General features: G+C 60.3%; 24 protein-coding genes. 9 read left to right on the forward strand and 15 right to left on the reverse strand.

Features of this window, described 5'->3' with window-relative positions; all coding sequences use genetic code 11:
- Position 1: 1 nt before the first annotated feature.
- Entirely contained in the window at positions 2 to 1,393 is a 1,392-nt protein-coding gene (locus AC1DUP_RS04260) for an aldehyde dehydrogenase family protein (protein ID WP_477832162.1), read from the forward strand.
- Positions 1,394 to 1,420: 27 nt separating this feature from the next.
- On the opposite strand, the gene AC1DUP_RS04265 is transcribed toward AC1DUP_RS04260, so the two are convergent.
- The 5 genes from AC1DUP_RS04265 to AC1DUP_RS04285 form a co-directional block, all read right to left on the reverse strand.
- Positions 1,421 to 2,638, reverse strand: coding sequence for an MFS transporter (locus AC1DUP_RS04265; protein WP_477832163.1), 1,218 nt, complete (start codon positions 2,636 to 2,638; stop codon positions 1,421 to 1,423).
- A gap of 278 nt (positions 2,639 to 2,916) precedes the next feature.
- Positions 2,917 to 4,833 (reverse strand): beta-N-acetylhexosaminidase, encoded by a 1,917-nt coding sequence (locus tag AC1DUP_RS04270; protein ID WP_477832164.1) that lies wholly within the window; start codon positions 4,831 to 4,833, stop codon positions 2,917 to 2,919.
- Between the two features lie 30 nt (positions 4,834 to 4,863).
- Complete coding sequence (locus AC1DUP_RS04275; protein ID WP_477832165.1) at positions 4,864 to 5,640, reverse strand: SDR family oxidoreductase; 777 nt, start codon at positions 5,638 to 5,640, stop codon at positions 4,864 to 4,866.
- A 19-nt stretch (positions 5,641 to 5,659) separates the two neighbouring features.
- Entirely contained in the window at positions 5,660 to 6,526 is an 867-nt protein-coding gene (locus AC1DUP_RS04280) for a MurR/RpiR family transcriptional regulator (protein WP_477832166.1), read from the reverse strand.
- 23 nt (positions 6,527 to 6,549) lie between these two features.
- Positions 6,550 to 6,939, reverse strand: coding sequence for a RidA family protein (locus tag AC1DUP_RS04285; RefSeq protein ID WP_113301303.1), 390 nt, complete (start codon positions 6,937 to 6,939; stop codon positions 6,550 to 6,552).
- A gap of 112 nt (positions 6,940 to 7,051) precedes the next feature.
- Between AC1DUP_RS04285 and AC1DUP_RS04290 the strand changes: the two genes are divergently transcribed.
- From AC1DUP_RS04290 to AC1DUP_RS04300, 3 genes are read left to right on the forward strand one after another with little or no spacing between them, the layout of a single operon-like run.
- A complete protein-coding gene (locus tag AC1DUP_RS04290) occupies positions 7,052 to 7,537 on the forward strand; it encodes a hypothetical protein (RefSeq protein ID WP_477832167.1) in 486 nt (161 codons plus the stop codon).
- A 30-nt stretch (positions 7,538 to 7,567) separates the two neighbouring features.
- The gene (locus tag AC1DUP_RS04295) at positions 7,568 to 9,043 is read left to right on the forward strand and encodes a M81 family metallopeptidase (protein WP_115037890.1); all 1,476 of its coding nucleotides are present in this window, start codon (positions 7,568 to 7,570) and stop codon (positions 9,041 to 9,043) included.
- Between the two features lies 1 nt (position 9,044).
- Entirely contained in the window at positions 9,045 to 10,145 is a 1,101-nt protein-coding gene (locus AC1DUP_RS04300; RefSeq protein ID WP_477832168.1) for a D-TA family PLP-dependent enzyme, read from the forward strand.
- Positions 10,146 to 10,159: 14 nt separating this feature from the next.
- Here AC1DUP_RS04300 and AC1DUP_RS04305 read toward each other — a convergent pair whose 3' ends face one another.
- From AC1DUP_RS04305 to AC1DUP_RS04330, 6 genes are all read right to left on the reverse strand, one after another.
- Positions 10,160 to 11,293 carry an ABC transporter ATP-binding protein gene (locus tag AC1DUP_RS04305; RefSeq protein ID WP_477832169.1) on the reverse strand — a complete coding sequence of 378 codons (1,134 nt, stop codon included), beginning with the start codon at positions 11,291 to 11,293 and terminating at the stop codon, positions 10,160 to 10,162.
- A gap of 85 nt (positions 11,294 to 11,378) precedes the next feature.
- Positions 11,379 to 12,542, reverse strand: coding sequence for an ABC transporter substrate-binding protein (locus AC1DUP_RS04310; RefSeq protein WP_477832270.1), 1,164 nt, complete (start codon positions 12,540 to 12,542; stop codon positions 11,379 to 11,381).
- Positions 12,543 to 12,647: 105 nt separating this feature from the next.
- A complete protein-coding gene (locus tag AC1DUP_RS04315) occupies positions 12,648 to 13,508 on the reverse strand; it encodes a carbohydrate ABC transporter permease (RefSeq protein ID WP_113301307.1) in 861 nt (286 codons plus the stop codon).
- Positions 13,505 to 14,389: a carbohydrate ABC transporter permease gene (locus AC1DUP_RS04320; protein WP_113301308.1), complete on the reverse strand. Its 885-nt coding sequence runs from the start codon at positions 14,387 to 14,389 to the stop codon at positions 13,505 to 13,507. The genes AC1DUP_RS04315 and AC1DUP_RS04320 overlap by 4 nt, the downstream gene beginning before the upstream one ends.
- Before the next feature lie 12 nt (positions 14,390 to 14,401).
- Positions 14,402 to 15,559 (reverse strand): Gfo/Idh/MocA family protein, encoded by a 1,158-nt coding sequence (locus AC1DUP_RS04325; RefSeq protein ID WP_113301309.1) that lies wholly within the window; start codon positions 15,557 to 15,559, stop codon positions 14,402 to 14,404.
- Between the two features lie 331 nt (positions 15,560 to 15,890).
- Positions 15,891 to 16,502 (reverse strand): hypothetical protein, encoded by a 612-nt coding sequence (locus AC1DUP_RS04330; protein ID WP_477832170.1) that lies wholly within the window; start codon positions 16,500 to 16,502, stop codon positions 15,891 to 15,893.
- A 191-nt stretch (positions 16,503 to 16,693) separates the two neighbouring features.
- On the opposite strand from AC1DUP_RS04330, the gene AC1DUP_RS04335 reads away from it, so the two are divergent.
- Both AC1DUP_RS04335 and AC1DUP_RS04340 read left to right on the forward strand, forming a co-directional pair.
- Entirely contained in the window at positions 16,694 to 17,773 is a 1,080-nt protein-coding gene (locus AC1DUP_RS04335; RefSeq protein ID WP_477832171.1) for an ROK family protein, read from the forward strand.
- Positions 17,774 to 18,069: 296 nt separating this feature from the next.
- Positions 18,070 to 18,954: a hypothetical protein gene (locus AC1DUP_RS04340; protein ID WP_113301312.1), complete on the forward strand. Its 885-nt coding sequence runs from the start codon at positions 18,070 to 18,072 to the stop codon at positions 18,952 to 18,954.
- Between the two features lie 66 nt (positions 18,955 to 19,020).
- On the opposite strand, the gene AC1DUP_RS04345 is transcribed toward AC1DUP_RS04340, so the two are convergent.
- The 4 genes from AC1DUP_RS04345 to AC1DUP_RS04360 form a co-directional block, all read right to left on the reverse strand.
- A complete protein-coding gene (locus AC1DUP_RS04345) occupies positions 19,021 to 19,605 on the reverse strand; it encodes a flavodoxin (protein WP_113301380.1) in 585 nt (194 codons plus the stop codon).
- A 69-nt stretch (positions 19,606 to 19,674) separates the two neighbouring features.
- A complete protein-coding gene (locus tag AC1DUP_RS04350; protein ID WP_477832271.1) occupies positions 19,675 to 20,685 on the reverse strand; it encodes an aldo/keto reductase in 1,011 nt (336 codons plus the stop codon).
- Between the two features lie 253 nt (positions 20,686 to 20,938).
- Entirely contained in the window at positions 20,939 to 21,928 is a 990-nt protein-coding gene (locus tag AC1DUP_RS04355) for an aldo/keto reductase (protein ID WP_477832172.1), read from the reverse strand.
- Positions 21,929 to 22,043: 115 nt separating this feature from the next.
- Entirely contained in the window at positions 22,044 to 23,465 is a 1,422-nt protein-coding gene (locus tag AC1DUP_RS04360; RefSeq protein ID WP_477832173.1) for an MFS transporter, read from the reverse strand.
- A 121-nt stretch (positions 23,466 to 23,586) separates the two neighbouring features.
- Between AC1DUP_RS04360 and AC1DUP_RS04365 the strand changes: the two genes are divergently transcribed.
- The 3 genes from AC1DUP_RS04365 to AC1DUP_RS04375 all read left to right on the forward strand — a co-directional run bounded on the left by AC1DUP_RS04365 (position 23,587) and on the right by AC1DUP_RS04375 (position 25,788).
- The gene (locus tag AC1DUP_RS04365) at positions 23,587 to 24,486 is read left to right on the forward strand and encodes a LysR family transcriptional regulator (protein ID WP_113301316.1); all 900 of its coding nucleotides are present in this window, start codon (positions 23,587 to 23,589) and stop codon (positions 24,484 to 24,486) included.
- Between the two features lie 130 nt (positions 24,487 to 24,616).
- Positions 24,617 to 25,096 (forward strand): cytochrome P460 family protein, encoded by a 480-nt coding sequence (locus AC1DUP_RS04370; RefSeq protein WP_477832174.1) that lies wholly within the window; start codon positions 24,617 to 24,619, stop codon positions 25,094 to 25,096.
- Positions 25,093 to 25,788: a DUF4405 domain-containing protein gene (locus tag AC1DUP_RS04375; RefSeq protein ID WP_477832175.1), complete on the forward strand. Its 696-nt coding sequence runs from the start codon at positions 25,093 to 25,095 to the stop codon at positions 25,786 to 25,788. The genes AC1DUP_RS04370 and AC1DUP_RS04375 overlap by 4 nt, the downstream gene beginning before the upstream one ends.
- Positions 25,789 to 25,832: the final 44 nt, after the last annotated feature.

Consider the following 25,832-nt stretch of genomic DNA (forward strand, 5'->3'; position numbering starts at 1 on the left):
AATGTCGCTTACCCTGACGGTTTATCAGGCATTCGATCGGGCGATCATCGCCGAGTTGCCCACAGATGACGCCGCTTCAATTGACCGCAAGCTGGATATTGCCGCGAAAGCCTTTGCCGATCGCGAGGGGTGGTTGCCTGCCCATCAGCGCATGACGATCCTCAGAAAGGCGTCAGCGCTCCTGCACGACAATCGCGACCGCTTCGCAATGATGATCGCGCGGGAAGGTGGCAAGCCGCTGGCGGACGCGATCATCGAAGTCACACGAGCGATCGACGGGCTGGTCAATGCCGCCGATGAGATCCGCAACTTCGGCGGCAAGGAAGTCCCGATGGGATTGACTGCCGCCAGTCTCAATCGGTGGGCCTTCACGACCAAGGAGCCGATTGGTGTTGTAGCGGCGATCTCGGCATTCAACCATCCACTCAATCTCATCGTCCATCAAATTGCGCCTGCCATCGCCGTCGGATGCCCCGTTATCGTAAAGCCTGCTGCAACGACGCCGATCTCGTGTATCGAAATCGTAAAGTTGCTTTGGGAGGCCGGCCTGGACGAGCGCTGGTGTCAAACCTTCGTCACCGATGACAACGCCCTTGCTGAATCGTTTGCGACCGATCCCCGCGTTGCGTTTCTGAGCTTCATCGGATCGGCGAAAGTCGGATGGTATCTCAAGAGCAAGCTGCCGCCCGGTACGAGATGTGCACTTGAACATGGCGGCGCAGCACCTGTCATCGTTGATCGAAGTGCAGATGCGGCCGCGGTCGTCGGCCCTATTATCAAAGGCGGTTACTATCATGCGGGGCAGGTCTGCGTATCGGTCCAGCGAATATTCGTGCACGAGGACATCCTGGAGCCGTTCACTGACAACCTTGCCGCCGGGGTCGCGGCTCTTCGGGTCGGCGATCCGACGTTGCCGCAAACGGAAGTGGGCCCACTCATCCTGCCACGCGAAACGGAGCGGGTGTCGAACTGGATCCGGGAAGCGGTTGATACCGGAACAAGGCAGCTCGGGGGTGGGCGTCTTTCGGACACGACGCTGCTGCCCTCGGTCCTGATCAATCCGCCGGCGGACGCAAAGGTCTCGCTGCTCGAAGTCTTCGGCCCGCTGACCTGTGTTTACGGTTACCAGAACCTCGACGATGCGGTTCGGATTGCCAACTCCTTGCCTTATGCGTTTCAGGCGAGCGTATTTTCCTCGGATATCGCCGTCGCACTCCGGGCGGCGAAACGTCTGGATGCAGCCGCCGTTCTGATCAACGACCACACTGCGTTTCGGACGGATTGGATGCCGTTCGCAGGTCGCCGCCAGTCCGGTTATGGCGTCGGCGGTATCCCCTGGACGATGCAGGAGATGGCCGATGACAAGATGGTCGTTCTGAATGGGGTAAGTTAGGCGTTGTCTCGCGCACCGAGGGTCGCTTCAATCGTTACCGGCTGCGGACCGTGAGGCCCGCCGGTCGAGAAACAGCAGCCACGCCGTCCCGGCAAGCCCCGAGAAAGCAGCGACCACCGCCGTGCCGGAATAGCTGGTGATGGCAGTCCCTGCCGCAAAGAGGACGGCGCTCAGCCCGGCGCCGAGGAAGATGTTGACGGAGATCAGCGCGCTGCCGAGACCGGGCCGATCGGCGATCAGGTCCTGAAGGTAGGTAATCGGAATGGAGATGAGCGACGCTGCGCCAATGCCGCTGATGAGGGTGAGCGCGTAGACATGCCAGGGTTGATCGGCAAAAGCCAGAAGGATCAGATAGACCGCGTAGATCAATGCCCCGAGGACAAGGGCTGCAAGCTGGCCGACAATGCGCAGCATGCGCGACCAGACGATGATGAAGACCACTTCCAGGAGTGCGACGATCCCCACCAGAATACCGATATCGGCGACCGTGCCGTGGGCGGCGCCGGTGACGACGAGGGGAAGTATCGCGTCGTTCACATGCAAGGTGCTGCTGATCAGCGCGACCGCCATCACCCGGCTGATGATCCTCGGAGAGATCACCTGGCCGAGTGCGGCAAGATAGGAGAGATGGTGCGTGGCGGCATTGTCCGTGCCGCTTTGCCGTGGCAGCAAGACGCCGACGAGCCCGAGACAGACCAGGCAGGACATGGAAGCAAAGAGATAGGCCGGTAACATGGAGGGCGAGGAGGACAGCAGAACGCCCGTTAGCCCCGGAACAAGCACCCAGGAGAGCGAGATCATCGCCCGCACACCGGAATTGACGGTCGCCACCTCGCCAGGCGCCATTCCCCTGGCTGCGGCACGCACATTGGCAAAGAGCAACGAGTTCAGCGAGCCATAGACCGGCAGCAGCAGAAGCGCGCTGAGGACAAAGATTCCCTGAGTGGGAAAAAAGTAGACGGCGCCATAGCCGACAACACCGAACGTCGCCGCGACAAGCATCATCGTGCGATATTCCCCGAGCCGGTCGGCAAGATTGCCGAAAAGAATGCTGACAATCACGTTGACGGCCGCCGCTGCAAAGATCAGCGCAGAGTAAACCTCGTTCGACAGGCCGAGTTCGAGGATACCGACCACGGATCGATAAGGGGTCGTCGTCGCGCCCGCAAATCCGAACGTGAAAATGGCAATCATGCTCACGCGGATTGCAGGATTACGGAAAACGTCGGGGATCAAGCGGTTCATGATGGTCGTCAACGGGTTGGAGCGCGCCAGGCGGGACGGGAACGTCCCGCCCTCGCCAGGACCGCCATGGATCTGGCATGCAAGTGCTTTGGAAGGCAGGCATGCGTCGTGTAGCCGAAATCCTTGCCGAAGGGAAAGGCCGCGCGCCTCGGTCTTACATTCATCAGCTATCCGATGTCCCGGCGGGTCAAACGCTTCATACCCTTGTCGGGGTCAGAAGCGGCGCAATAAGCTTCCGATTAGGGATCGCCGCACCGATTGCGGCATACGTTGCCATCTCAAAGTGTCGGGCTCAGTGGCACGATCGCCGCGAACTGGTCCCAATCCTTGGCTGCCTTCGGCGTCCAGGCAGCTTCAGCAATTGCCGGAAGACGGGGGAATACGAGACGGTTGAAATAACCGCGTGACAGGAAATGTTCCGACCAGATGCAGGCCTGGACACCCTTCAGCTTGTGCTTCAGCTCTTCGGGGAATTCGCCGGCTGCCTCATAAGCATAGGTGTGGGCTGGCGGAACGGTGCCGGCCCAGCTTGCGCCGGGTTCCTGGAAGGCCTCGGCCTGGACCATGTCGAGATAGTAGGCCTGGCCGGGGGTCATGACCACATCATAGCCTTGGCCGGCAAGTTCGATGCCGACCTGTGGATTTTCCCAGGCCATCAGCAGACTGTCTTCTGCGGCAACCCCACCGCCATGGGCGACCTCGTTCCATCCCGCGAGCTTGCGGCCGCGCTTGTCGAGCATCGTTTTGACCTGCTTCAGGAAAAAGGACTGCAGTCCGAACGTGCCGGAAATGCCTTCATCGGCCATCAGCTTCTTGGCACGGGGCGAGGCGAGCCAGGAACCGTTCGCCACTTCGTCGCCGCCGATATGGATGTAGGATGAGGGGAACAGCTCGACCATTTCGTCGAAGACCTTTTCCAGGAATTCGTAGGTCAGCGGCACGGCCGGGTTCAGCGCATTGTTGGGATAGCCCTGAACCGAATGGTAGCTTTCCGGGGCCTCCTGGCCGTCGGTCAGTTCGGGCAGGGCGATCAGTGTCGCTGCATTGTGGCCGGGAATGTCGATCTCCGGCACGACCTCGACATGGAGGGCGCCGGCATGCGCGACGATGTCTCTGACATCGTCCTGCGAATAGAAGCCGCCGGCGGGCTCTGCGCCATTGCCGAGCTGCGGCAGAAGCGGTTCGTCCGGTCCGCGCAGCACGCCCGTAGTCGTCAGCTGCGGATAGGCCTTGATCTCCAGGCGCCAGGCCTCGTCATCGGTCAGGTGCCAGTGGAAGATGTTGAATTTGAACCAGGCAAGGATGTCGATCAGCCGCTTGACGTCGACAACCGGATAGAATTGCCTGGAGACGTCCAGATGGCACCCGCGCCAGCTGTAGCGCGGCCGGTCGAAGATCGTTCCGGAAACCGGAAAGCGGAATTTGCCCTTGCTCACGCGCGCCCCGTTCAGCAATTGCGCAAGCGAAGTGAGGCCATATTGGCGGCCGGCAGCTCCCGAATAGGAAAGCGTGATGCGGTCTGCGGCAAAGCGCAGCCGGTAGGCTTCGCCATCGAGCCCGGCGTCCATCTCGAAGGCGAGTGACCGGCCCTGCGGCGAGGCCACGAGATTGAAAACCGAATGGTCGCTCTCGAAAAGGCGGTGCGTCAGGGCAATGACCTCGGAGATCGCCGCCAATTCCTCGGCGCTCGCTCCCTCGGGAAAGAGGACGACCGGAAAGTCGTCGCCCGGCTTGGCGTCGATCTCGGCCGGCCACGGCTGCAATGCGAAAGGCAGATCGAGGCGGCCCTCGGGCAGGAGCACGGGCGGAGGCTCGCTCACACGGCCCTCGAGCAGCAGATCGGAAACGGCCACCGGCAGATGCTCTCCCGATGACAGCGTCAGATAGGCGGACTTGGCTCCGTCAGTGCAGTGGCGTGCCGGACGATGCAGGCCGGCGACCGTGAAGGTCCAGCTTTCGCCGGCAGCGACAGCCAATCCGGCCGGTGGCGCAAATTCATGGAAATTGGCGTTGCGTCTGAGAAAGGTGGCGTTGGTGCAGGCGTTCGCGTCAATGACGCGGGTGAGTGACGTGTAGACGAACCTGAAACCGGAAAGCGGCTTATCGGAAAGATTGAAAAGCGTGAAAGTGAACGCGCCATTCGGTCCGCCATTAGGGTTCCAGCTGTTCTCCAGGCGGTAGCAGGCCGGTTTCATGTCTCGTTCCTCTCAATTCTCTTGGGCTGTTCAATAGTGCTCGGACTGCGAAAAGGTGCGGGCGAGCTCGGCCTGGCCGGCCGTCAGGCCACAGTCGACAGGCAGGCAGATGCCGGTGATCGCCGCTGCCTGTGGTCCAGCGAGGAAGGCGACGGCATTGGCGACGTCCTTGGGATCGACGACGCGCTGCAGGGGATACCAGCGGCGGGCATCCTCGAAGACATTGGGATTGGCGGCTGCCCGGGCTTCCCAGGCTTGCGTTTTGACCGTTCCGGGGGCGACCGCATTCGAGCGGATCCCGAATTTTCCGTATTCGACCGCGACAAGCCGGGTGAAATGCAGAAGACCGGCCTTGGCGGCGCTATAGGCCGGATGGCCGAAAACATTCATACCGTTGACCGAGGCAATATTGACCACCGAGCCTCGCGACATCTTCAGCTGATCCGCGACGGCCCTGAAGCAGAGAAAAGCCGCTTCGAGGTTGAGCGCGTTGTCGGCGCGCCAGATCTCCGGCGTCGTGTCATGCAGGCTGACGGCGCGGGCAGCCCCCGCATTGTTGACGAGCGTGCGCAGGCTGCCGAGTTCGGCAGCGCGTCCGGCAAGAGCCGTACAGCTGGTCTCGCTGGTCACATCGCATTCGACGGCAATGAAGCGGTCGGTCGGTCCAAGCCTGCCGGCCGTGGCCGCCGCAGCGCCGGCATCGATATCGGCAAGCAGGATGACGTCATGATCGTCGCTCAGCCGGCCGGCGATCGCCGCGCCGATATCGCCTGCTGCACCCGTTACGATGGCCACCGATTGCGTCATTGCCGCTTCCTTCTGTTTATCAGTCCCCGAGCAACTGCTTGTTGTCGTCGCCATCGCGGTGCGCGACCAGCTGTTGCTTGATGCGTCTGAGCGTCGTCAATGCCTTCGGCTGGATGGCATAGGCGACGAGGCTCGCCAGGATATCGACGGTCGCGATATAGGCGATGCGCGTCGATGTCGGCCGATAGATGTTGGTACCTTCCGGAAGATCGATGGGCACGACGATCTCGGCGGCGCTGGCGACAGGGCTGTCGGTCTGCGTCAGCGCGATGGTCCTGACCTTTCCCTCGCGTGCGAGCGCAAAGGCCCGCACCAGCTCGGCATTGCGTCCGGAAAAGGACGAACCGATGATCACGTCGCCCGGCTTTGCAGCCGCCGCCATCATCAGCTGCATGCTGTGGTCGGAGCTGGACGTGGCACGCAAGCCAAGCCGAAAGAGCCGGTTCTGCAGCTCGTCGGCGATCATCGAGGAATTGCCGCCCGAACCGAAGGCATAGATCATCTCCGCCCTGGCGATCTGCGCAACGGCAGCTTCGATCGCCGTCAGGTCCAGCGAGCGATGCAGCAGGAACAGTGCGTTCTGCGCCTTGGTGATGATATCCTGCGCGACGTCGGAGGGAGCGTGGCTCTTCGATTCCGGCTTCAGGTAACGCACGCCGACATGGGCGGTGCGGGCAAGCTGCACCTTGAAATCGGAAAAGCTCTCGCAGCCGAGCCGGCGACAGAAACGGGTGACCGTCGGCGGCGACACTTCCGCACGTTCGGCAAGCTCGATGATCGAGGCATTCACGGCGAATTCGAAATCATTGATGACGATTTCGGCGATGCGGCTCTCGGAGGCGGAGAGTCGGCTCTTGTCTTCCTGCAATGTCGAAAAGATATCCAAGCCGGTTCCTCCCTGCCGATCTCCTAGTCGACCTTCTTCTTGTATGCGACGCAGTCGATCTCGACCTTGCAATCCACCATCATCGACGATTGGACGCAGGCGCGGGCAGGCGGATGCGCGCCGAAATAGTCCTGGTAGATCTTGTTGAAGGTCCAGAAGTCGCGCGGATCATCCAGCCAGACACCAACGCGCACGACATCCTCGACGCCGTAACCGGCTTCATCGAGAATGGCGAGCACATTGGCGATCGTCTTGTGCGTCTGGGCAACGATATTGCCGTCGATGATCTCGCCGTTTTCCATTGCTACCTGGCCCGAAACGTAGAGCCAGCCATCGGCCTCGACAGCGCGCGCGAAAGGCAGCGCCTTGCCGCCGGCGCCCGTTTGAACAGTGCCATATCGCTTGATGGACATGCTGGGGTTCCTGCAAATTATTTTCTTGATAAGTTGACAAGGGACCATAGAAAGCGGATTTTGACCAGAGAAAAACGCCATTTATGAAAAGAATTTCAATTCGGGGCCGAGAATGCGCGATCCTTTCAAGAATCCTTTCCCGTCCTCCGATGCTGCACGGCACGCCATTTGGGAGATGCTCGTACCTCGCGATATCGACGCATTCCTGGCAGCCGACTGGTCGATGGTCGAGGATGATTTCGTCGAGGAGGGCTTCATCGGCATCGACGGCCGCAGGCAGGTCAGCCCCGACAAGTGGCGCCTGGCATTCCCGGCCCTTTCGGCCTATCGCGACGAATGGCTGAAGCAGGCAAAGGACTTTGCCACGCAGAGCTTCGCCGAGGATACCCGTACGGCGATCTTCACCACCACGACGCTCGAGGATATCGAGATCGAGGGCGACATGGCGCTTGTCCGCAAGAAGTTCGATGGAGGCCTGACAAAGAGCGATGGCACCCGCGACGTCATGCAGTGGCAGACGCTCTATTATTGCAAGCTCCACGAGCGACGGTGGAAGATTTGCGGATTTACCGGCTACCTGCCGAACCCAATGGGTTGAAGCGGGGCCGACGAAACAAGGCCAACTCACTTGCGCATTTTTACGGCAGCACTCGCGACCGAAACCAATACGTTTTCCCCGATCTGCGTGGATCGCCGCGCCTTCGAGGCCTCTCTCTATGCGCCGCCCGGCGAGCATCCGGAAACACCGACACTCTGCACCGCGCCGCTCACCGTCGGCCGTCGCGTCACCGCCCAAAAGGGCTGGCAGCTGATCGAGGGTACGGCGGCCTGGGCAGACCCTGCCGGTCTCGTCAACCGCCAGGCCTATGAAGGGCTGCGCGACGAAATCCTCGACCAGCTCCGTGCCGCAATGCCTGTCGATGCCGTGGTAATGGGCCTGCATGGGGCAATGGTGGCAGCGGGATACGAGGACACGGAAGGCGACCTGCTGACCCAAATGCGCGACATCGTCGGGCCTGATGTCCTGATCTGCGCCGAACTCGACCCGCATAGCCATCTCACCAGGAAACGCATCGAGGCGCTGAATTTCGCCGTCTATTTCAAGGAATTCCCGCATACGGATTTCGTCGATCGCGCCGAGGACCTCTGGCGCATCGCCGTCGATGCGCTGGAAGGCAGGGTCAAGCCCGTCAATTCGGTGTTCGATTGCCGGATGATCGATGTCTTTCCGACGTCGCGCGATCCAATGCGCTCCTTCGTCGACAAGATCATGCGGATCGAGAAGGAAGATCCGGAAGTCCTGTCGATCTCCGTCGTCCATGGTTTCATGGTTGGCGACGTGCCGGAGATGGGCACCAAGCTGCTTGTCGTCACCGACAACAATCCGCAAAAGGGTGCGGCTCTGGCACGCGAACTCGGGATGGCGCTCTTTTCCAAGCGCGGCACCTTCATGGTGCCGCAGATCGATGAGAAGGAAGCCGTATCCCGGGCGATGGCTGCGACAGCCTGGCCAGTCGTCATTGCCGATGTCTGGGATAATCCGGGCGGCGGTACCGCCGGAGACGCCACCGTCATTCTCGAGGAGCTTCTGGCCCGCGGCGTAACAAGTGCCGCAATTGGCACTATCTGGGATCCGATCGCCGTGCAGATCTGCTTTGCCGCAGGCGAAGGGGCCGAAATTCCGCTGCGCTTCGGCGCTAAATCGGCACCCGGGACAGGCAATCCCGTCGACGGCACGGTCAAGATCGTCAAGCTGGTGAAGAATGCCGAGATGCGGTTCGGTGAAAGCCTCGCGCCTTTCGGCGATGCGGCCCATATCGTCTTGAACGGCATCGACATCATTCTCAATTCGACCCGGGCGCAAAGCTTCGATCCGAGCCTGTTTTCGGTGATGGGCATCGATCCGACCAGGCAGAAGATCCTGGTGATCAAATCGACCAACCACTTCTTCGCCTCCTTCTCGAAGATTGCCGCCGAAATCCTGTATTGTTCGGCCGGGACACCCTATCCGAACAATCCGGCGACGACCCACTATCGCCGGGCGCCGAAGACCATCTGGCCGATCGTGGCCGATCCTCATGGAACCGAACGCGGAGCCGCCTGAGATGCATGATAACCGGTTTGCCGTCGTCGCCAGGGTTGGGGACAGGATCGCGGATCTTTCGACGCCGCGCCCGATCATCGACGAAGACAGGCTGGCTGCCAACATATCAAGGGTTCAGTCCTACATGGACGAGCACGGGCTGAATTTCCGCCCGCATATCAAGACGCACAAGATACCGGCACTTGCCGCAGCGCAGGTCGCGGCCGGCGCCAAGGGCATCAACTGTCAGAAGGTGAGCGAAGCCGAGGTTTTTGCCGAAGCCGGTTTCGAGGACATCCTGATCACCTTCAATATTCTGGGGCCACAGAAGCTCGAGCGGCTCGCCGCCCTCAATGATCGCATTTCCGGCCTCAAGGTCGTCGCCGACAGCGACATCACGGTCGATGGTCTCTCCGCATATTTTTCCGGCCGCAAGCCGCTTACTGTTCTGGTCGAATGCGATACCGGCGGCGCACGCTGCGGCGTCCAGACGCCGGAGCAGGCGGTTTCGCTCGCGAGGCGGATCGCCGCAGCCGGCGGGCTGACATTCGGCGGTATTCTCACCTATCCGAAGCCGCAGTCTGCCGAGGCCGTCGAAGCCTTCATCCAGGCGACGTTGAAACAGCTGGCCGCCGAGGGCATTGCCTGCTCGATCGTCAGCAATGGCGGCACGCCGAGCCTTTTTGATGCACATCTGGTCAGGTCGGCGACGGAGCATCGGGCCGGAACCTATATCTACAACGACCGCCAGATGATCCGGACGGGACATTGCACGCAGGACGAATGTGCAATGCATGTCGTGGCGACCGTCGTATCGCGCCCGAATGCCGACCGCGCCGTCATCGATGCGGGCTCGAAGGCGCTCACCTCCGATCTTCAGGGCTTTGCCGATTTCGGCCTCGTCGTCGGCCATCCCGAGGCGAGGATTGCCAGCCTCTCGGAAGAGCACGGCGTTATCGACCTGTCGGCCTGCAGCGGTGAACGCCCGCAGATCGGGGAAAAGCTCTTCATCATTCCGAACCACACCTGCGTGGTTTCCAACCTGTTCGACACGATGGTCTTTCATCGCAACGGCGTCGTCACGCGCGTCGAGGATGTCGTCGCGCGCGGGCTCGTCTGGTAGCCATTATCGGCCGTTCAGGCCGTTGCCGGCGCAAGCAGGTTCATGTCGATATCGGTCAGTTCGACCCGACGTTCGAAGGCGATCCCCTTATCGTCAAAGAGATGGCAATCGACGGCGTTGATGCCGACGGCGACCGGCGCGTCGGCGCGGATGCCGACACTGCCGGGCAGCATCGCGCAGAAATTTTCCGTTTCGCCGCCGAGCGCGGCGTAGGCCACCGTGTTTGCGCCAAGCCGCTCGATGACGCTCGGTGTGACCGTCAGCGAAATGTTGCCGGAACCGAGCTGGATATGTTCGGGCCGGATGCCGAGCGTCAGCGCCTTGCCGATCATGCCGTCGCGCGGTGTCACCGGAAGGGTCGCCGTCTGGCCGAGATATTCCACGGTCACGCCTGTTTCGCTTGCAGACGTGCAGGCGACGGGCAGGAAATTCATTTTCGGATTGCCGATGAAGCCGGCAACGAACTGGTTGGCCGGCTTGTGGTAAAGCTCGAGCGGTGCACCCGTCTGCGAAATATTGCCGACATCAAGCACGACGATGCGGTCGGCCATCGTCATGGCTTCAACCTGGTCATGGGTCACGTAGATCATCGTCGCTTTCAACTGCCGGTGCAGTTTGGCGAGTTCGATGCGCATGTCGGCGCGAAGCGCGGCATCGAGATTGGACAACGGTTCGTCAAACAGGAAAATCTTCGGCTCGCGAACGATGGCCCGGCCGATCGCCACGCGCTGACGCTGTCCGCCGGACAGCATGCCGGGCTTCTGCTGCAGTCTGGTGTCGAGATGCAGGATGCGTGCGGCGTTCTCGACCTTGGCCCTGAGCCTTTCTTCCTCCATCTTCTCGACGCGCAGCGGGAAGGCGATATTCTCGAAAACGGTCATATGCGGATAGAGCGCATAGGACTGGAAGACCATGGCGATGCCGCGCTTGACGGGCGGCAGGTCGTTGACCCTGACACCATCGATGATGATGTCGCCTTTGGTCGTCGCATCGAGACCTGCGATCATGCGCAGGAGGGTAGACTTGCCGCATCCGGAAGGCCCGACGAAGACGACGAACTCGCCGTTCCGGACGTCGAGCTCGACGCCTTTGAGAACTTCGTAGTCGCCATAGAATTTTTGAACCTTACTGAGCTGAAGCTGTCCCAAAAATCTGTCTCCGGTCCCGGCCTGAACGAATATGAGGTGGTCGGTGAGGATCGCAGATCTTTGACCTGCGATCCTCACCGTCGGTTTACTTGAAGGCTTCGATCTCGCCGGTAGCCTTCTTCAGAGCGGCCTCCGGTTCGGCTTTGCCGGTAACGACGGACTGGACCATCTCGATCATCGAGTTCTGGAAGCCCTTGTAGTCGGTGAAGAGCGGCTCGGGACCACCGAAGGCGATGCCGTCGATGAACGGCTTCCACGACGGGTCGGCCTTGACGAATTCGTCGACCTTGGCGGACGGACGCAGCGGGGTCAGGCCAGCACCGCCCTGGAGCTCGTATTCACCCTGAGGACCCGGCGAGGTGATGTACTTGGCGAATTCTGCCGCCTTTTCTTCGACGCCCGTGCCCTTGAATACTGCCAGGCTGTCGGTGATCAGCAGCGTGCCTTCACCCTTGGCCGAAGGGCCGAGCGGCAGCGGCGCGACGCCCCAGTTGATCTTGGTGTCCTTGAGGCGGGCAGCAGCGCCCGAACCTGCCTGTATCATGCCGACCTTGCCGTCGAGGAAGATGGCGCGGATTTCATTCTGTTCGTAGGCGGTTGCGCCTTCGACGGAGTAGGGCATGATGTCCTTGTAGGCCTGCAGGGCAGCCAGCACTTCCGGGCTGTCCATAACGATCTTGTCGCCATCGATGACCTTGCCGTTATTGGTGTAAACCCAATGCATGAACTGGTGCATGGTGTTGTCGAAAGTCTTGGCCGGAAGGCCGTAGCCTGCGATACCGGTCTTTTCCTTGATGGCCTTGGCATCGGCGATTTCTTCAGCCCAGGTCTTCGGCGGCGTTTCAGGGTCGAGCCCGGCCTGCTTGAAGAGATCCTTGTTCCAGTAGAGGGCCTTGGTCGAGAATGCGACCGGCACGCCCCACTGTGTATCGTTAAAGGTGACGGTATCGACGATGTTGGGATAATAGCTCTTCTTCTCTTCGTCGGTCATAGGCACCGGAACGATCAATTCGTTCTGGGCGAATTCCTTGAGCGTACGCGAGCCCACATAGGCCATGCCGACCGGCGTGCCTGCTGCAGCAAGCGTCGTCGCCTTGTCCTGGCACTGTTCCCAGCCGACAACTTCCGGCGTCACCTTCCAGCCGGGATTCTTGCCTTCCCATTCCTTGATGTACTTCTCATGGATGGGGTCGATCTTGTCGCCGCAATAGATCCAGCTGATTTCCTGGTCAGCGGCATGAGCAGTCATGGTACCGAGCGCGGTGGAACCGAGCAGGGCGAGGGCAATGAGCCCGGTCTTGAATTGGATTGTCACTTTTTAGCTCCCGTTTTCTCTGGTGGTTCTAGTTTTGTCTTACTGTTTCACCGCGCCAGCGGTCAGGCCGCTGACGAGATACCGTTGAAGGAAGAAAATCACGATCATCGCTGGCGCGATGCCAACGAAACTTGCCGCCATCAGCTCATTCCAAACGACTTCCTGACGACCGAAATAGGCGAAGAGCCCGACTGGCAGCGGCGCGAATTCGGTCTTGGAATTGAAGGTCAGGGCGTAGATGAACTGCTGGGCGTAGGATCCGATGAAGGTGGTGATCGCCACCACTGTAATGCCGGGCATGGCGATCGGCAGGATGACGCGCCGCAGCGTGTAGAAATGGCTGGCGCCGTCGACGAAGGCTGCTTCATCCAATTCCCTCGGAATACGCATCATATAGGTGCGCAGTAGCCAGATCGCCGAGGGGATCAGGAAGGCGATGCCCGGGACCATGATGGCGAAATAGGTATTCAACAGCCCGAACGAGCGCATCAGCCGGAAGAGTGGAATGAGCAACACGGCGCCCGAAAACATGTTGACAGCCAGGAACGCCCCAAGCAGCAGCCCGGCGCCTTTGAACTCGAAGCGCGCGAAGGCGTAGGAGGCCGGAACGACGAGGATCAGCACAGCGGTAGTGACGACGGTCGAGATGAAGAAGGAATTGAAGATATAGCGCCCAAAGCCCGGTACGCTGACCCACATCGTTCGGTAGGCCTCAAACGAGCCGTTTTCGGGAATGAACCGGTAGGGGGAGGAAAACAGCTGGCTGAGAGGCTTCAGTGAGACGAGAAAACCCTCGACGAAGGGGGCGAGAACGAAAGTGAGGAACACCAGGATACCGGCATAGATGCCGATGACTTCATACCATTTGTACCGATTGATCAGCAGATGGGGTGTCTTCATCGCTTGTCTCCGGAAGAAAGGCGGCTGGTAATGCGGAAATAGCAGACGCAGAAGATCGACAGGAAGATGCAGATCAGTACCGCGCGCGCTGCGCCTTCGCCATATTTGTTCGAACCGATCGCGGTGCGATAAGTATCGATGATCATCGTCGTGGTCTCGCCGCTCGGGCCGCCCCGCGTCAGGATCCAGATAATGTCGAAGGAGTTGAAGGTGGAGATCAGCGACAGCATCGACATGGTGATCATCGAGGGCACGATCAGCGGCAGAGTGATGCGGCGGAAACGATAGAAACGTCCGGCGCCATCCGTCCAGGCTGCCTCGTAGAGATCCTGCGGGATCGCCTGCATGGCGGCCAGCATATAGAGCGTAACCATCGGAACGCCGATCCATACATCGGTGATGATCGTTGCCCAGAAGGCAGTCGATCCTTCAGCAAGGAAGGCGACAGGGCCGGAGGCGAGGCCGAAGCGCTGAAGCATGCCGGAAATCATCCCGAACTGGCCGTTATACATCCAGCCCCACATGAAGATGCCGATTGCCATCGGAACGATCCATGGCGGCATGGTCAGCACGCGAAAGAGCGCGCGGCCGGGCACTGCGGAGTTCAGCATCGTGGCGCCGAAGATGCCGATGATCATCTTGATCGAGACCGAGAAAAACGTCCAGATGAAGGTCCGGATAATGACCTCGGCGAAGGTCGAATTGAAGATCTTGCCGTAGTTGACCCAGCCCACCCAGTTGGTGGTCTTCTTCAGCGACGCGTCGGTGAACGACAGGATGAAGGTGTCGAGTAGCGGATAGGCGACGATCACCGTGACGTAGAGGACGGCCGGAAAAAGAAGGAGCCAGGCGAAGATGACCGTGCTGCGTTGAACACCCATCTTCTTGCCTCCTCAAGCCGCCCTTGCGTGGAGCGCCTCGTCGAAGCGGTCCCATATGGGACGCAGATCGACGACCGTCTTTTTCATCCTTGCCTCGTCCATGGCGAGGGCGAGAATGCCGGCCTCCAATGCGTTCAGGGTCGAGACCGGAAGTTCTGAGCCGGTGCGCACGCTTTGCAGAATATCGGCTGCCATCTGCTCGTCGGCGCCGTAATGCTGCGACAGCTCGGTCGCAGCATATTTGTTTTCGACGATCTTGTTGCCGGTCAGCTGCTCGTGGACGTCGAGATAACCGCGGACGAAATCGCCCTCTGCCATGCCGCGCGAGCCCATGATGGCGAAGCGGCGGAACTGGTCGGGAACATTCAGATTGGTGTGGAAATTCATGCCGACGCCATTGGCATATTCGACGATCGCCACCTGGTAGTCGATGATGTCGGCGTCGCTGTCGAACACCTTGTCCGAGCCCATCCAGCCGCTCGGCTTGCGATGGAAGAGTTCCAGATCGTTGATGCCTTCGCGCGCCGGGTCGTTTGCGGGAATGAAGCTCTTGCGGCCGCCGAAGCTCGCTACCCGTTCCGGGCGGGCGCCGATCACGCCATTATAAAGGTCGAGGTCGTGGCAGCACTTTTCCAGCATGAAACTGCCGGAGTAACGCTCGTAGCGACGCCAGTCGCGCATGAAGAAGGCGCCGTGATAGGGTTCGATATGTTCGGAGGCTTCGATGGACACGATATGGCCAAGCTTGCCTTCGGCCTGGACGGCGCGCAGATCCTTGTAAAGGGGAGAGTAGCGCAGCACGAGGCCGACCATCAGCCGCTCATGGCCGAATTTTGCCATCAGATGGGCAAGTTCGATGCTCTCGGCAATCGTCGTCACGATCGGCTTTTCGCAGAAGACCTTGAGGCCAGCCTCCAGACCGAGACGGATATGATCGAGATGCAAATGGTTGGGAGAGCCGATCATCAGGAGATCAAGCTTTTCGGAGCCGAGAAGCTCCTGCGGCGAACCATAGGCCCTGCCGACAGAGACGCCCTTTTCCGTCAGCTCGGGAAGCCCCGCGGGATCCGGATCGACATAACCGACGATCTCGAAGCTGCTGTCGATAGCCTTGAAGACATAGCCAAGATAGCCAAGCCGGAATCCCAGCCCTATGATTCCCACTTTCATGCTAGTGATGTTCCCAGTTTCGTAATTTATTTTCTTCAAGTTGGGACAAAAATCAGAGCCCGTCAACCGAAAACGGGGCTGAATGCGAGTTGATGAAATTGATTTTCATCGGCCGCGATATTTGCCCGGCTCGAACCCATCGTGCCGCCGCCTTTCGTACCGCCACTCGACAACCCGCCCGGGCCTGATCTCGTACCCGGGTCAGGCCTCCCGAACCCGACCGGACGATGCTGCCAGGTCTCACAGCCGGACGTCGGCTCGCTGTCCGCGGCTGACCTTGGCGCCTCGCAAGAGCGAAACCCGCCGTGAGGGCTAGACTAGGCGAAGCATTTCACTGCGAACGAGGGCCTGCTTCGTCGTCGGGACTCTTCAATGCGTATTCAACGGTGTAAACGCGAACGCGGGGGCGGCTTTTATCAGTCTTCTCCCCGAATTTGAGTTTCTCGGTGATCACCGGAACCACCTCCTCGCCTCGTCCTTTGTCAATGAGCGAGGCTGCAACATCGCCATCGATGATAGCGGGTGGGGCTTGCAGTTCGTCAAGAAAGTCTTGGGAATCGCTCCAGCCTTCGGAACGCCAGGTTTCGATGCGTTGATCCAGATCGACAGCTCCCGCGTCATTGAGGATGTTGAACGCCAGGTCGTGACGGTCAGGCGACAGGCCGGATATCGCGAGCAGATGGCCGCCTCGCCGAATGCCCTCCCTGTATGCCGCATGGTCAGCTTGCGGGAACAGGAAATTTTCGAGTTTGTCCCAAAGGCTGTTTTGATCGTCCGGCTTTTTTGTCGGGGCCTGCATATCTGTGATCAGGTTGATGCTCCCTCGTGGAATGCCAGCCGCCTTCAGCCGTTCGGCGGCCTCTTCAGCCGCGCCTCGATCATCAAAGAGCGATGTCAAAGATAGGAAATGGCTTGCACCTTTGTCAGCGTCGCCTTGTGTCATCGTTTTCCACTCCATTGTCTCTTGCGTTAGCAGGAATTCCTGGCAGGGCCTGCGGTTCCCGATCATGGCTTCTTCGATCGGCCGCGGCCGAGAGGTCTTGGCAAGAATCGGCTCGTTGTTCAGGGAACCTCTATCAATGACCCCGCGTTACCCTGTCCCATCCTTGGGTTTCCCAGGTGTCGAGGTTATCGATGGAAAAAGCCAAATCGGAAAAGCAGGCTCGGGCGGTTCCCCTGGCCCATGGTGCTGCAGAACTCCCCGCTGTCATCATTGATGAATACAGCAGCAAATTGCGTGGCAAGAACGGCTTTCTCGGTGACGACGCCAATAAAACGACCTTCTCCCTGAAGGTCGACGAGCTCCGGAAACTTCTGCCGGCACACGGGAAGGATCCGCTCAATAAGACGCCGGCGAAAGATATCTCCAGAAAGAAAATAAACGCGCTGCTGCGCGGTGATGATGTCGAGGCCGCCGCCGTCATCATGGGCGCAATCGAAGGCTTCGCCCAGGATTTTGCAGGTGTGATCGAGAAATTTCTCAAAACCCGCATCTGGTCGAAAACCGAGAAAATTGTCATCGGCGGCGGGTTCAGGCAGGGGCGTGCCGGCGAGCTGGCGATCGCCAGGACACAGCTCCTGCTCACAGCAGCTGATCTGGATGTCAAGCTGCTACCGATCGCCCATCATCCCGACGAAGCCGGATTGATAGGCGCAGTCCATCTCATGCCGGACTGGATGCTCAATGGCCATGAAGCAATCTTGGCCGTCGATATCGGCGGCACCAACGTGCGAGCGGGCATCGTCGAGTTCGGCAAGGGGAAAAGCCTGAACCTTGACGAGACACGTGTCGTGGAGTCGATTCTCTGGCGCCACGCAGACGATGAGCCAAGCCGTACCGCAACCATCTCCAGGCTTGCCTCCATGCTCGACGAACTCATAGGAAAGGCGAAGTCGGCGCGTCTAGGGCTAGCGCCGCTGATCGGTATCGGCTGTCCCGGAGTTGTCGAAGCCGACGGATCAATCGTTCGGGGAGGCCAGAATTTGCCGGGCGGAAATTGGGAAAGCGATCATTTCAACCTTCCCTTTGAGCTCAAAAAGGCAATACCGCACATCGGCGGCCATGACACTTTCATAATGATGCATAATGACGCCGTCTTGCAGGGACTTTCTCAGCTGCCCCAAGTGAAAGACGTTTCGCGATGGGCGGTGCTCACGATTGGCACCGGCCTCGGAAACGCCCACTTCACGAACCGGGTCGTTAAAGAGAAATAGTGTGAACGGCGCGTGCTCGCGGAGCCTTCAGCGCGTCGAAGCTGATGTCCCCGGTAGTCATATTGTCTCCGGCATTGTCGACCTTGGAAATGACGTGCCAAAGGTTCATCAAGGGCACCATCCCCAAAGACGCTTGAGTGAGGTTACGGCAAAGGTCCTATTGTCATACCAAGCACCAATATTGGTGGGCGCTTGCGGTTTCCGCCTAGAGCTGTAAGCGTTATCGTGCGGCGAACCAGAGCCTCCAACAGTTTCTATTCACGTCGTCATATCCTGCGAAAATCATGGAAATTCGGATGAACCCAAAGCGTCGGAATTTGTTCGCGCTGCTTGGAAGCGCGCTTTTTGCGTGGCCGGCGTTGTCTGCTGGCTTCGGCAAAAACCCAGCCACCGCACCCACCCGGTCTACGGTGATGCCTCGTCATGTGATCTGCTTTCTCGGTGACAAGAATGGCCTTGCGTCGCTGAGAAAAACCGCTGAAACGGCCATCAGCCAATTCGCTGAGGGTTTTTCGATCGATGAAAGCTATTCCGTGGACAACGCGGACGATCGCATGAAACAATCCTTCGCCGTCTGCTGGGATCGCGTGGCAGAGAACGCTTTTAACGAGGCGGATGAAAGAGCCGTCTCAGAGCATGGGTCAGTCTTGTATGTTCTGGGGCCGCATGTGGTGGCGGAAAAGACCGTTGCGATATCTGCTATTGCATTGCGCTTCGTGCAATTCATGCTGGATAGTGGTGCGCTTGCCGCCAAGGGTGAGAGTGCCGGGGTTGCACACGGGATAGATCGATGGAAGGAACTCGCCGATCAAGCTCACGAAGCAACGATATCGAACGATACGCTGGCGCTTGCATCGACCTGTCGCCTCGCTTTCGCCCGCCGTCCCATTGGTGATCCGACTGCCGGTGAAAGCATGGAAACCGTTGGTTTTCACCTGGTCGGCTTGCCCGATGTGATAATAGACGATGTGAAACTCCCTAACCCCAAAATATATACAAACGGCGATCAGATCGAAATTGCCGACTTCATCGATGCCATTGCCACCAAGATGACTGAAAATGGCGTCCTGGAAACCATTGCACGCGACAAATACAGCTTGTCTGACGATGGGAGGTATGACGAGGATAGTTTTAAGTTCAATCCTTTCGGGATTGTAACGATTAAAACTGTCCCATTGTAGAGCATGTCGTAGCGGCCATTTGCGGACGAGTGATTGATCCGTGATATGACGCAGGCGAGTACCCAATCATCGGGCGACAAGCGACAACCATATCCTGACCTGTTCCAGCGTCCGTCTTTCCTGGTCTGCCTCCATCACGAATGGTGCCTCGATGCGTGTCTCCTTTGCATGGCTGGCCAGGACCACGGGGCTCGAACCGACGCCGTAGCCGCCGTGGGTGATGAACGGACGCAGGGTCTTGCCGGACAGATCGTGTGTCCTGAGGAAGGAGCGGATGGCGGACGGGGCTGTCTCGCCCCAGATCGGAAAGCCGAGATATACCGTATCGTAATCCCGGATATTCCGCACCTTATCGAGAAGGGGCGGCTCGACGCCGCTGTCGCGCTCCTTGCGCGCTTGCTCGACCGTCTCTTCGTAGTCGTCGGGATACGGACGGGCCGTCCGAATTTCGAACAGATCCGCATCTAGATCCCGACTGAGCGTGCCGGCGATTACCCGCGTGTTTCCCGAGCGAGTGAAATAGGCCACAAGGATTTTGGACGGCGCTATCTGAACGTCGTCCGTTTTGGTTTCCACAGCCGACGCCGCGCTGGCGACAGACAGCAACGCGGGTGCGAACAGCACGGCACGCCGGGACAGGTCATTGTTCATCATGGACCTCACGTTCGAGACATTGTCGGCTGCCGAACGCATGCTCCGGCAGCCGATGGTTGGCGTTCGCTACGACTTGGGTGGCGCTTCAACGCCGGAATATTGCAACACTGCGTCCGGCAGCCGTGCGCCTTTCACCTCGATCGCCGACACTGCGGCGTTCAGCTCTGCGATTTCGGAGCCTGAGAAGGTGACCGCCGCGGCACCGATGTTTTCCAGCATATGCGGCATCTGCGTGCTTCCCGGGATCGGCACGATCCAGGGCTTCTGGGCCATCAGCCATGCGAGGGCGATCTGCGCCGGGGTGGCCTGCTTGCGTTCCGCCCAGCCGCGCACGAGTTCGACGAGCTTGAGATTATGGGGCAGGTTTTCGGGAGAGAACCGCGACTCCACGGCCCGGATGTCGCCCTCGGCGAAACGCGTGCGCCGGTCGATCGCTCCAGTCAGGAAACCGACCCCAAGCGGGCTCCAGGGAACAAAGCCGATGCCGAGTTCCTCGCAAAGCGACAGCACCTTCTCCTCAGGTCCGTGCCAGAGCATCGAGTATTCGCTCTGCACGGCGGTGACCGGGAGCGCGGCGTGGGCACGGCGCAGTGTCGCAAGCCCCATTTCCGAAAGACCCCAGTGCAGCACCTTGCCCTGGTCCATCAGTTCCTTCAGAGCACCCGCAACATCTTCGATAGGTACCTCCGGGTCGACGCGGTGCTGGTAAAGGAGATCGATGCGGTCGGTCCTGAGGCGCTTGAGCATGCCTTCGACGGCGAGCTTGATGTGGTCCGGTCGACTGTTGAGGCCCGGCCGACGCTCGCCGGTTTCAAGATCGATGTTCCATCCGAATTTCGAGGTGATCGCCACCTTGTCGCGGAACGGCGTGACGCCCTCGCCAAGTATCCGCTCGACTTCGTGCGGGCCGTAGGCCTCCGCGGCGTCGTAGAAGGTGACGCCGTTATCGAAGGCCGCGCGGATGATGTTGATCATCTCCGGACGGCTCGGAACGGTGGTCTGATATGTCCGGCTCATGTTCTGAACCCCGATGCCGACGGCGGAGACTTCCAACGTCCCGAGTTTTCGCGAGGGCATCGCATGCGGCCGGCCAGTGGTGGTCGCCGACGATGCGGCGTTGGCGAACGTCTGCGCATTTGCGACGCTCACATGCGGAACTGCCGCGAGCACTCCGGCCGTCATCAGAAGGCCACGGCGACTGAGTTTGAACTCCGGTCTCTCTTCCATTTTCCAGTCTCCTTGTTCGAAATCGGCAAAATTCTTCCACCGCGGGCGACGGCTGTCGCCCGGCGATGATTTTAGAACCGTATGCTCTGTGGGCTGCCGCCGGTCAGAGGCCCGTCATCTTCAAGGCCGCCTCAGGAAGGCGCTCCCCCTTGATCTCGATCTTCGACGCCATGACGTCGATTTCAGCGAGGTCCGCCGCCGTCAACTCCAGGTCGGCAGCTCCGAGGTTTTCCTCCACGCGGTGGAGCTTGGTGGTCCCGGGGATCGGGACGATCCAGGGCTTCTGCGCCAAGAGCCATGCGAGCGCGACCTGAGCCGGCGTCGCTCCCTTTCGCTCGGCCACGTTTTTGACGACGTCGACAAGGGCCATGTTCGCCTTACGGGCTTCCGAGGAGAAGCGCGGAACGTGGTTGCGGAAGTCCGTCTCGTCGAACTTGGTGTTCTCGTCGATCTTGCCAGTGAGGAAACCCGCGCCGAGCGGACTGAACGGCACGAAGCCGATCCCCAGTTCTTCCACAGTGGGAAGCATCTCGGCTTCGGCTCCGCGGTAGAATAGCGAATACTCGTTCTGGACCGCCACCACCGGGTGGATGGCGTGGGCGCGCCTTAGCGTCGCGACACCGGGTTCGGACAGTCCGTAGTGCCTGAGCTTGCCTTCGGCGATCAGTTCCTTGAGCACGCCCGCGACGTCTTCGATCGGGACGGCCGGGTCGACGCGGTGCTGGTAGAAGATGTCGATGACGTCGGTCTTCAGACGGCGCAGCGAGTTCTCGGCGACGAGACGGATGTGTTCGGGACGGCTGTTCGTGCCGCCCGTCCGCGCGCCCGTCTTCTGGTCGATGTCGAAGCCGAACTTGGTGCCGATCACCACATGATCGCGGATCGGCTGCAGGGCCTCGCCCACCAGTTCCTCGTTCGCGAACGGCCCGTAAGCTTCGGCGGTGTCGAAGAACGTCACGCCGCGATCGAAGGCGGCGCGGATCAGTTTGATCATCTCCTGCTTGTCCGCGGGCGGGCCGTAGGCCGAGCTCATGCTCATGCAGCCCAGCCCGAGCGCCGAGACTGGGAGGCCGCCGATAGTTCTGGTTTTCATCGTCTTGCTCCTTCGATTGCCCCGCCTCCATGTGGCGAGGCTGTGATTGTCTGAATAGGGACGGATATGCGCATGACTTGATAAGCACGGCGAATGAGCTTCATCCTCCGCAGCCTCAAGCCGTCCTCGCACTAATCGCGGCAGAGCGGGGAGGCCCCCGCATGATGAAAGCAAGGACAAGCAGCAGCGTGATCGCGATGAACACCGTGCCCGCCTCCAACGCCATCGCAGCGCGGTGGGCGAGAAGGGCGGTCCCGGAAAGCCCATCCGTGCCGACGACGGAGAAGGCCACGAGAGCGCCCAGACCCAGGGAGCTCCCAAGTTGGTGGGCGACATTGACGACACCGGACGCGGCTCCGGCCTTGTCGGGCGGTACCCGTGCGATGCCGGACGCGGTCAGCGGTCCGAGTGCGCCGCCCTGTCCAGCACCGATCAGCATCATGGGGACGATCAACGCAGCGACGGACGAACCCTCGATGGCGAAGCTGAGCCACCCCATTCCGACCAGTCCGCAGCCAATGCTCGCCGTCAGGACCCGTGCCGAACCGAACCTGCCGATCAGGGCAGGGGCGGCCATGGCGGCGAGGAAGTTCACGACGGTCGTCGGCAGAAAAGCCACTCCCGCCGCCGCCGGGCTGAGCCCCATGACGCTTTGAAGGAACTGCGCGACGAAGAAATAGAAGCCGACATTCGCTCCGAGGAAGAGCGCCCGTCCCGCATAGGCGGCTGCCCGTTCCCGGTCGGCAAAGAGCTTGAGCGGCATGATCGGCTGGGGGGCCCGGGATTCGATGACGGCGAACAGCGCGAGCATGACGACGCCGAATACGACGGCTGTGATCGTGGGGATGTCCGCCCATCCGGTCGAAGCGGACCGGATCACGCCGTAGACGAGGGAGATCATGCCGACGGTCGACGCCGCCGCTCCAGCCAGATCGAAGCGGGCGGTGGCCCGCTCGGTTTCACTGATATAGAGCAGGGCGGCGACGATCATTCCGAGGCCGATCGGCAGGTTGACGAAAAACCCGACGCGCCAAGAAAGCCAGTCCGCAAGCAATCCCCCCACGACCAGTCCGAGGGCAGCCGAGACGCCCGCCGCGGCAGCGTAGTACGATACGGCTCTTGTGCGTTCCGGCCCGGGTTCGAAATTCGTCTGGAGCAGCGCGAGCGTCGAAGGTGCGAGGATTGCCGACCCAAGCCCCTGAACGCCGCGTGCGGCGATCATCACCGCCGGAGTCTGCGCGATGCCGATGACGAGCGACGCTAGCGAGAACACCGCGAGACCGACCAGCAGCATCCGCCGCCGACCGACGATGTCGCCCGCCCGTGCGCCGAGAAGCAGAAAACCACCGAACGCGAGCGTGTAGGCGGTCGACACCCAAGACAGTCCGGCGTCGGTGAATGCGAGCTCGGAATGGATTTTCGGAAGGCCGGTGAGCACGATCGAGATTTCGAGAACGATCATGACGTAGCTCACGAGGATGATGGCGAGGATGGCGGTTTTGCTGGAGCCGCTCTGTGTCCCGGAATGGTTTGTCATGCTGGGTTCCGATGATACGGCGGCAGTCGACCGCCTGTTTTCATTGATCCGGAATCTAGCGCTCGCGCCTGGATTAGATTAGCAGCTATAATCGGCATGAACCTATTAGTGGAGCTTATGAATGGCGCATGAGAATTTCAACGACCTCGTTGCCTTCCTCACGGTTGCTCGGGAGCAGAGCTTCACCAAGGCGGCGGCCAAGCTCGGCGTCTCCCAGTCGGCGCTGAGCCAGACCGTCCGCGCTCTCGAGGGGCGTCTGGGCATAAGGCTTCTCACAAGGACGACACGCAGCGTGTCCCCGACCGAGGCCGGGGAACGGCTCCTCCAGACGGTCGGCCCGCGTTTCGAGGAAATCGAACTGGAACTGAGCGCGCTTAGTGAGCTGAAGGACAGGCCCTCGGGCAACATCCGCATCACCGCGGGGGAACATCCGGCCGTCTTGGTCCTCGCGCCTGCGATCCGCCAGTTGGCCGTCGACTATCCAGAGATCAACGTCGAGGTGATCGTCGACTACGGTTTGACCGATATCGTTGCGGAGCGCTACGACGCAGGCATCCGGCTTGGCGAGCAGGTGGCCAAGGACATGATCGCCGTGCGGGTGAGCGGCGACATGCGCATGGCAGTTGTGGGCACGCCCGGATACTTCGAGCGGCGTGGACGCCCGGAGACGCCTCAGGACCTGACCGGGCACAACTGCATCAACATGCGTCTTCCGACGAGGGGCGGCATATTCCCATGGGAATTCGAGCGTGACGGCAGGGAGATCAAGGTGCGCGTGGACGGACAGCTCGTCTTCAACAACCTGGCAATGCGCCTGGATGCTGTGCTGTCCGGCCTTGGTCTCGCATACCTTCCGGAGGACCAGGTTGCCTCACACGTGGCGGAAGGACGGCTTGAGCGGGTACTGGACGCGTGGTGCGAGCCCTTTCCCGGTTACCATCTCTACTATCCAAACCGGAGACATGCCTCGCCCGCCTTCTCGGTCTTCGTCGAAGCGCTCAGACAGCGGGCCAGGGGTTAGATCGTCAAGGCTTAAAACTTTCCGCGATTGATAAGCCTGCCTAATAGGGCCAATCAAGTTTGATCGGCTAATGCTGCGGCGCACCATCGCGTACCCTGACCTCTTCGCATCGTCAGGGAAGACTTGCAGAATGAAGATCCTAAGAAAGAGCATTGCCTTGGCCGCGGCGATATTGGTGACGCTCACTGGATATCCGGTCCGCGCCGAGGAGAACCGCGTCCAGTTCCCGCCTGATCTCGGGGCTCTCGTCCACTACACCACGGTTCGTCGCGGCGACGTGACCGAACACATCATGACTACCCCTGATGCGCTCGAGGCGGCCAGGAAGGGGCAGCCCATTCCCGATGGTACCCATTTCGTGCTTGTCGACTACCGTGACGGCAAGGTCTACCGCTACTTTGTCATGCAGAAGGGCAAAGACTGGGGGAAGGACTACGACGAAGACCGTCGGACGGACGACTGGCAGTTCCAGTGGTTCTGGGCCGACAAGTCGGTGAACATGGACGAGAACACCGCCCGCTGTCAGTCCTGCCATTCGTCGCGATCCGACAGCAGTTTCCTCTATACCTTCGACGCGCTCGGTGCCTTCGACGGCAAGGTGTTCGAATGAGTCCGGTGTTCCTGACCCGGCTCGTTCTGGATTTTGTGGCAGTCGGGTTCTTCGTGGTGGCGATGGCCTACTGGTGGCTCGACAGCCGCACGCACGAACTTGTCGGAACAGTCATGTTTGCTCTGCTTTTCCTTCACAACGTCTTCAACCGCCATTGGTGGCGCAGGCTACCGAAGACGAGGCGCGCGTCACGGCCATGGATCACGGTGGTTCTCAATCTGACGCTCCTGGTTTCCATGGTCGCTCTCATGAGCACCAGTGTGCTCGTTTCCCAATCGCTGTTCAGGCAGGTTGCCGTCGGCGGCGCGACCGCCCGCGAAATCCATATTCTCGCGGCTTACTGGTCGCTGGTCGTCGTAGCGCTTCACCTGGGACTGCACTGGTCGATCGTCATGAACGTGGCGCGCGCCATCCTGGGCATCTCAGGGAAGAATGCCACCCGCACTCTGGCGCTCAGGCTTGCGTCCGTCGGCATTACCGTGCATGGCGTGCACAGTTCTTTCGAACTCGGGATATGGCCGCGGTTGCTCAACCTTCCAACCATGCAATTCTGGGATTTCAACGAGGACACGGTTGGCTTCTTCATTCACCTGGGGTCGCTCCTAGGTTCGTTCATCGTGCTAGGGCATTACACCATGGTTGCCATTGGCCTTCGCCCGCGGCGTACCGAGCCTGCGGTGCACCCTAACTGACATGACTGCAATCGGCGCGATGCGTATCCGGGTTCGGATCCAAA

It is taken from the genome of Rhizobium sp. 01L419 (assembly GCF_056400025.1).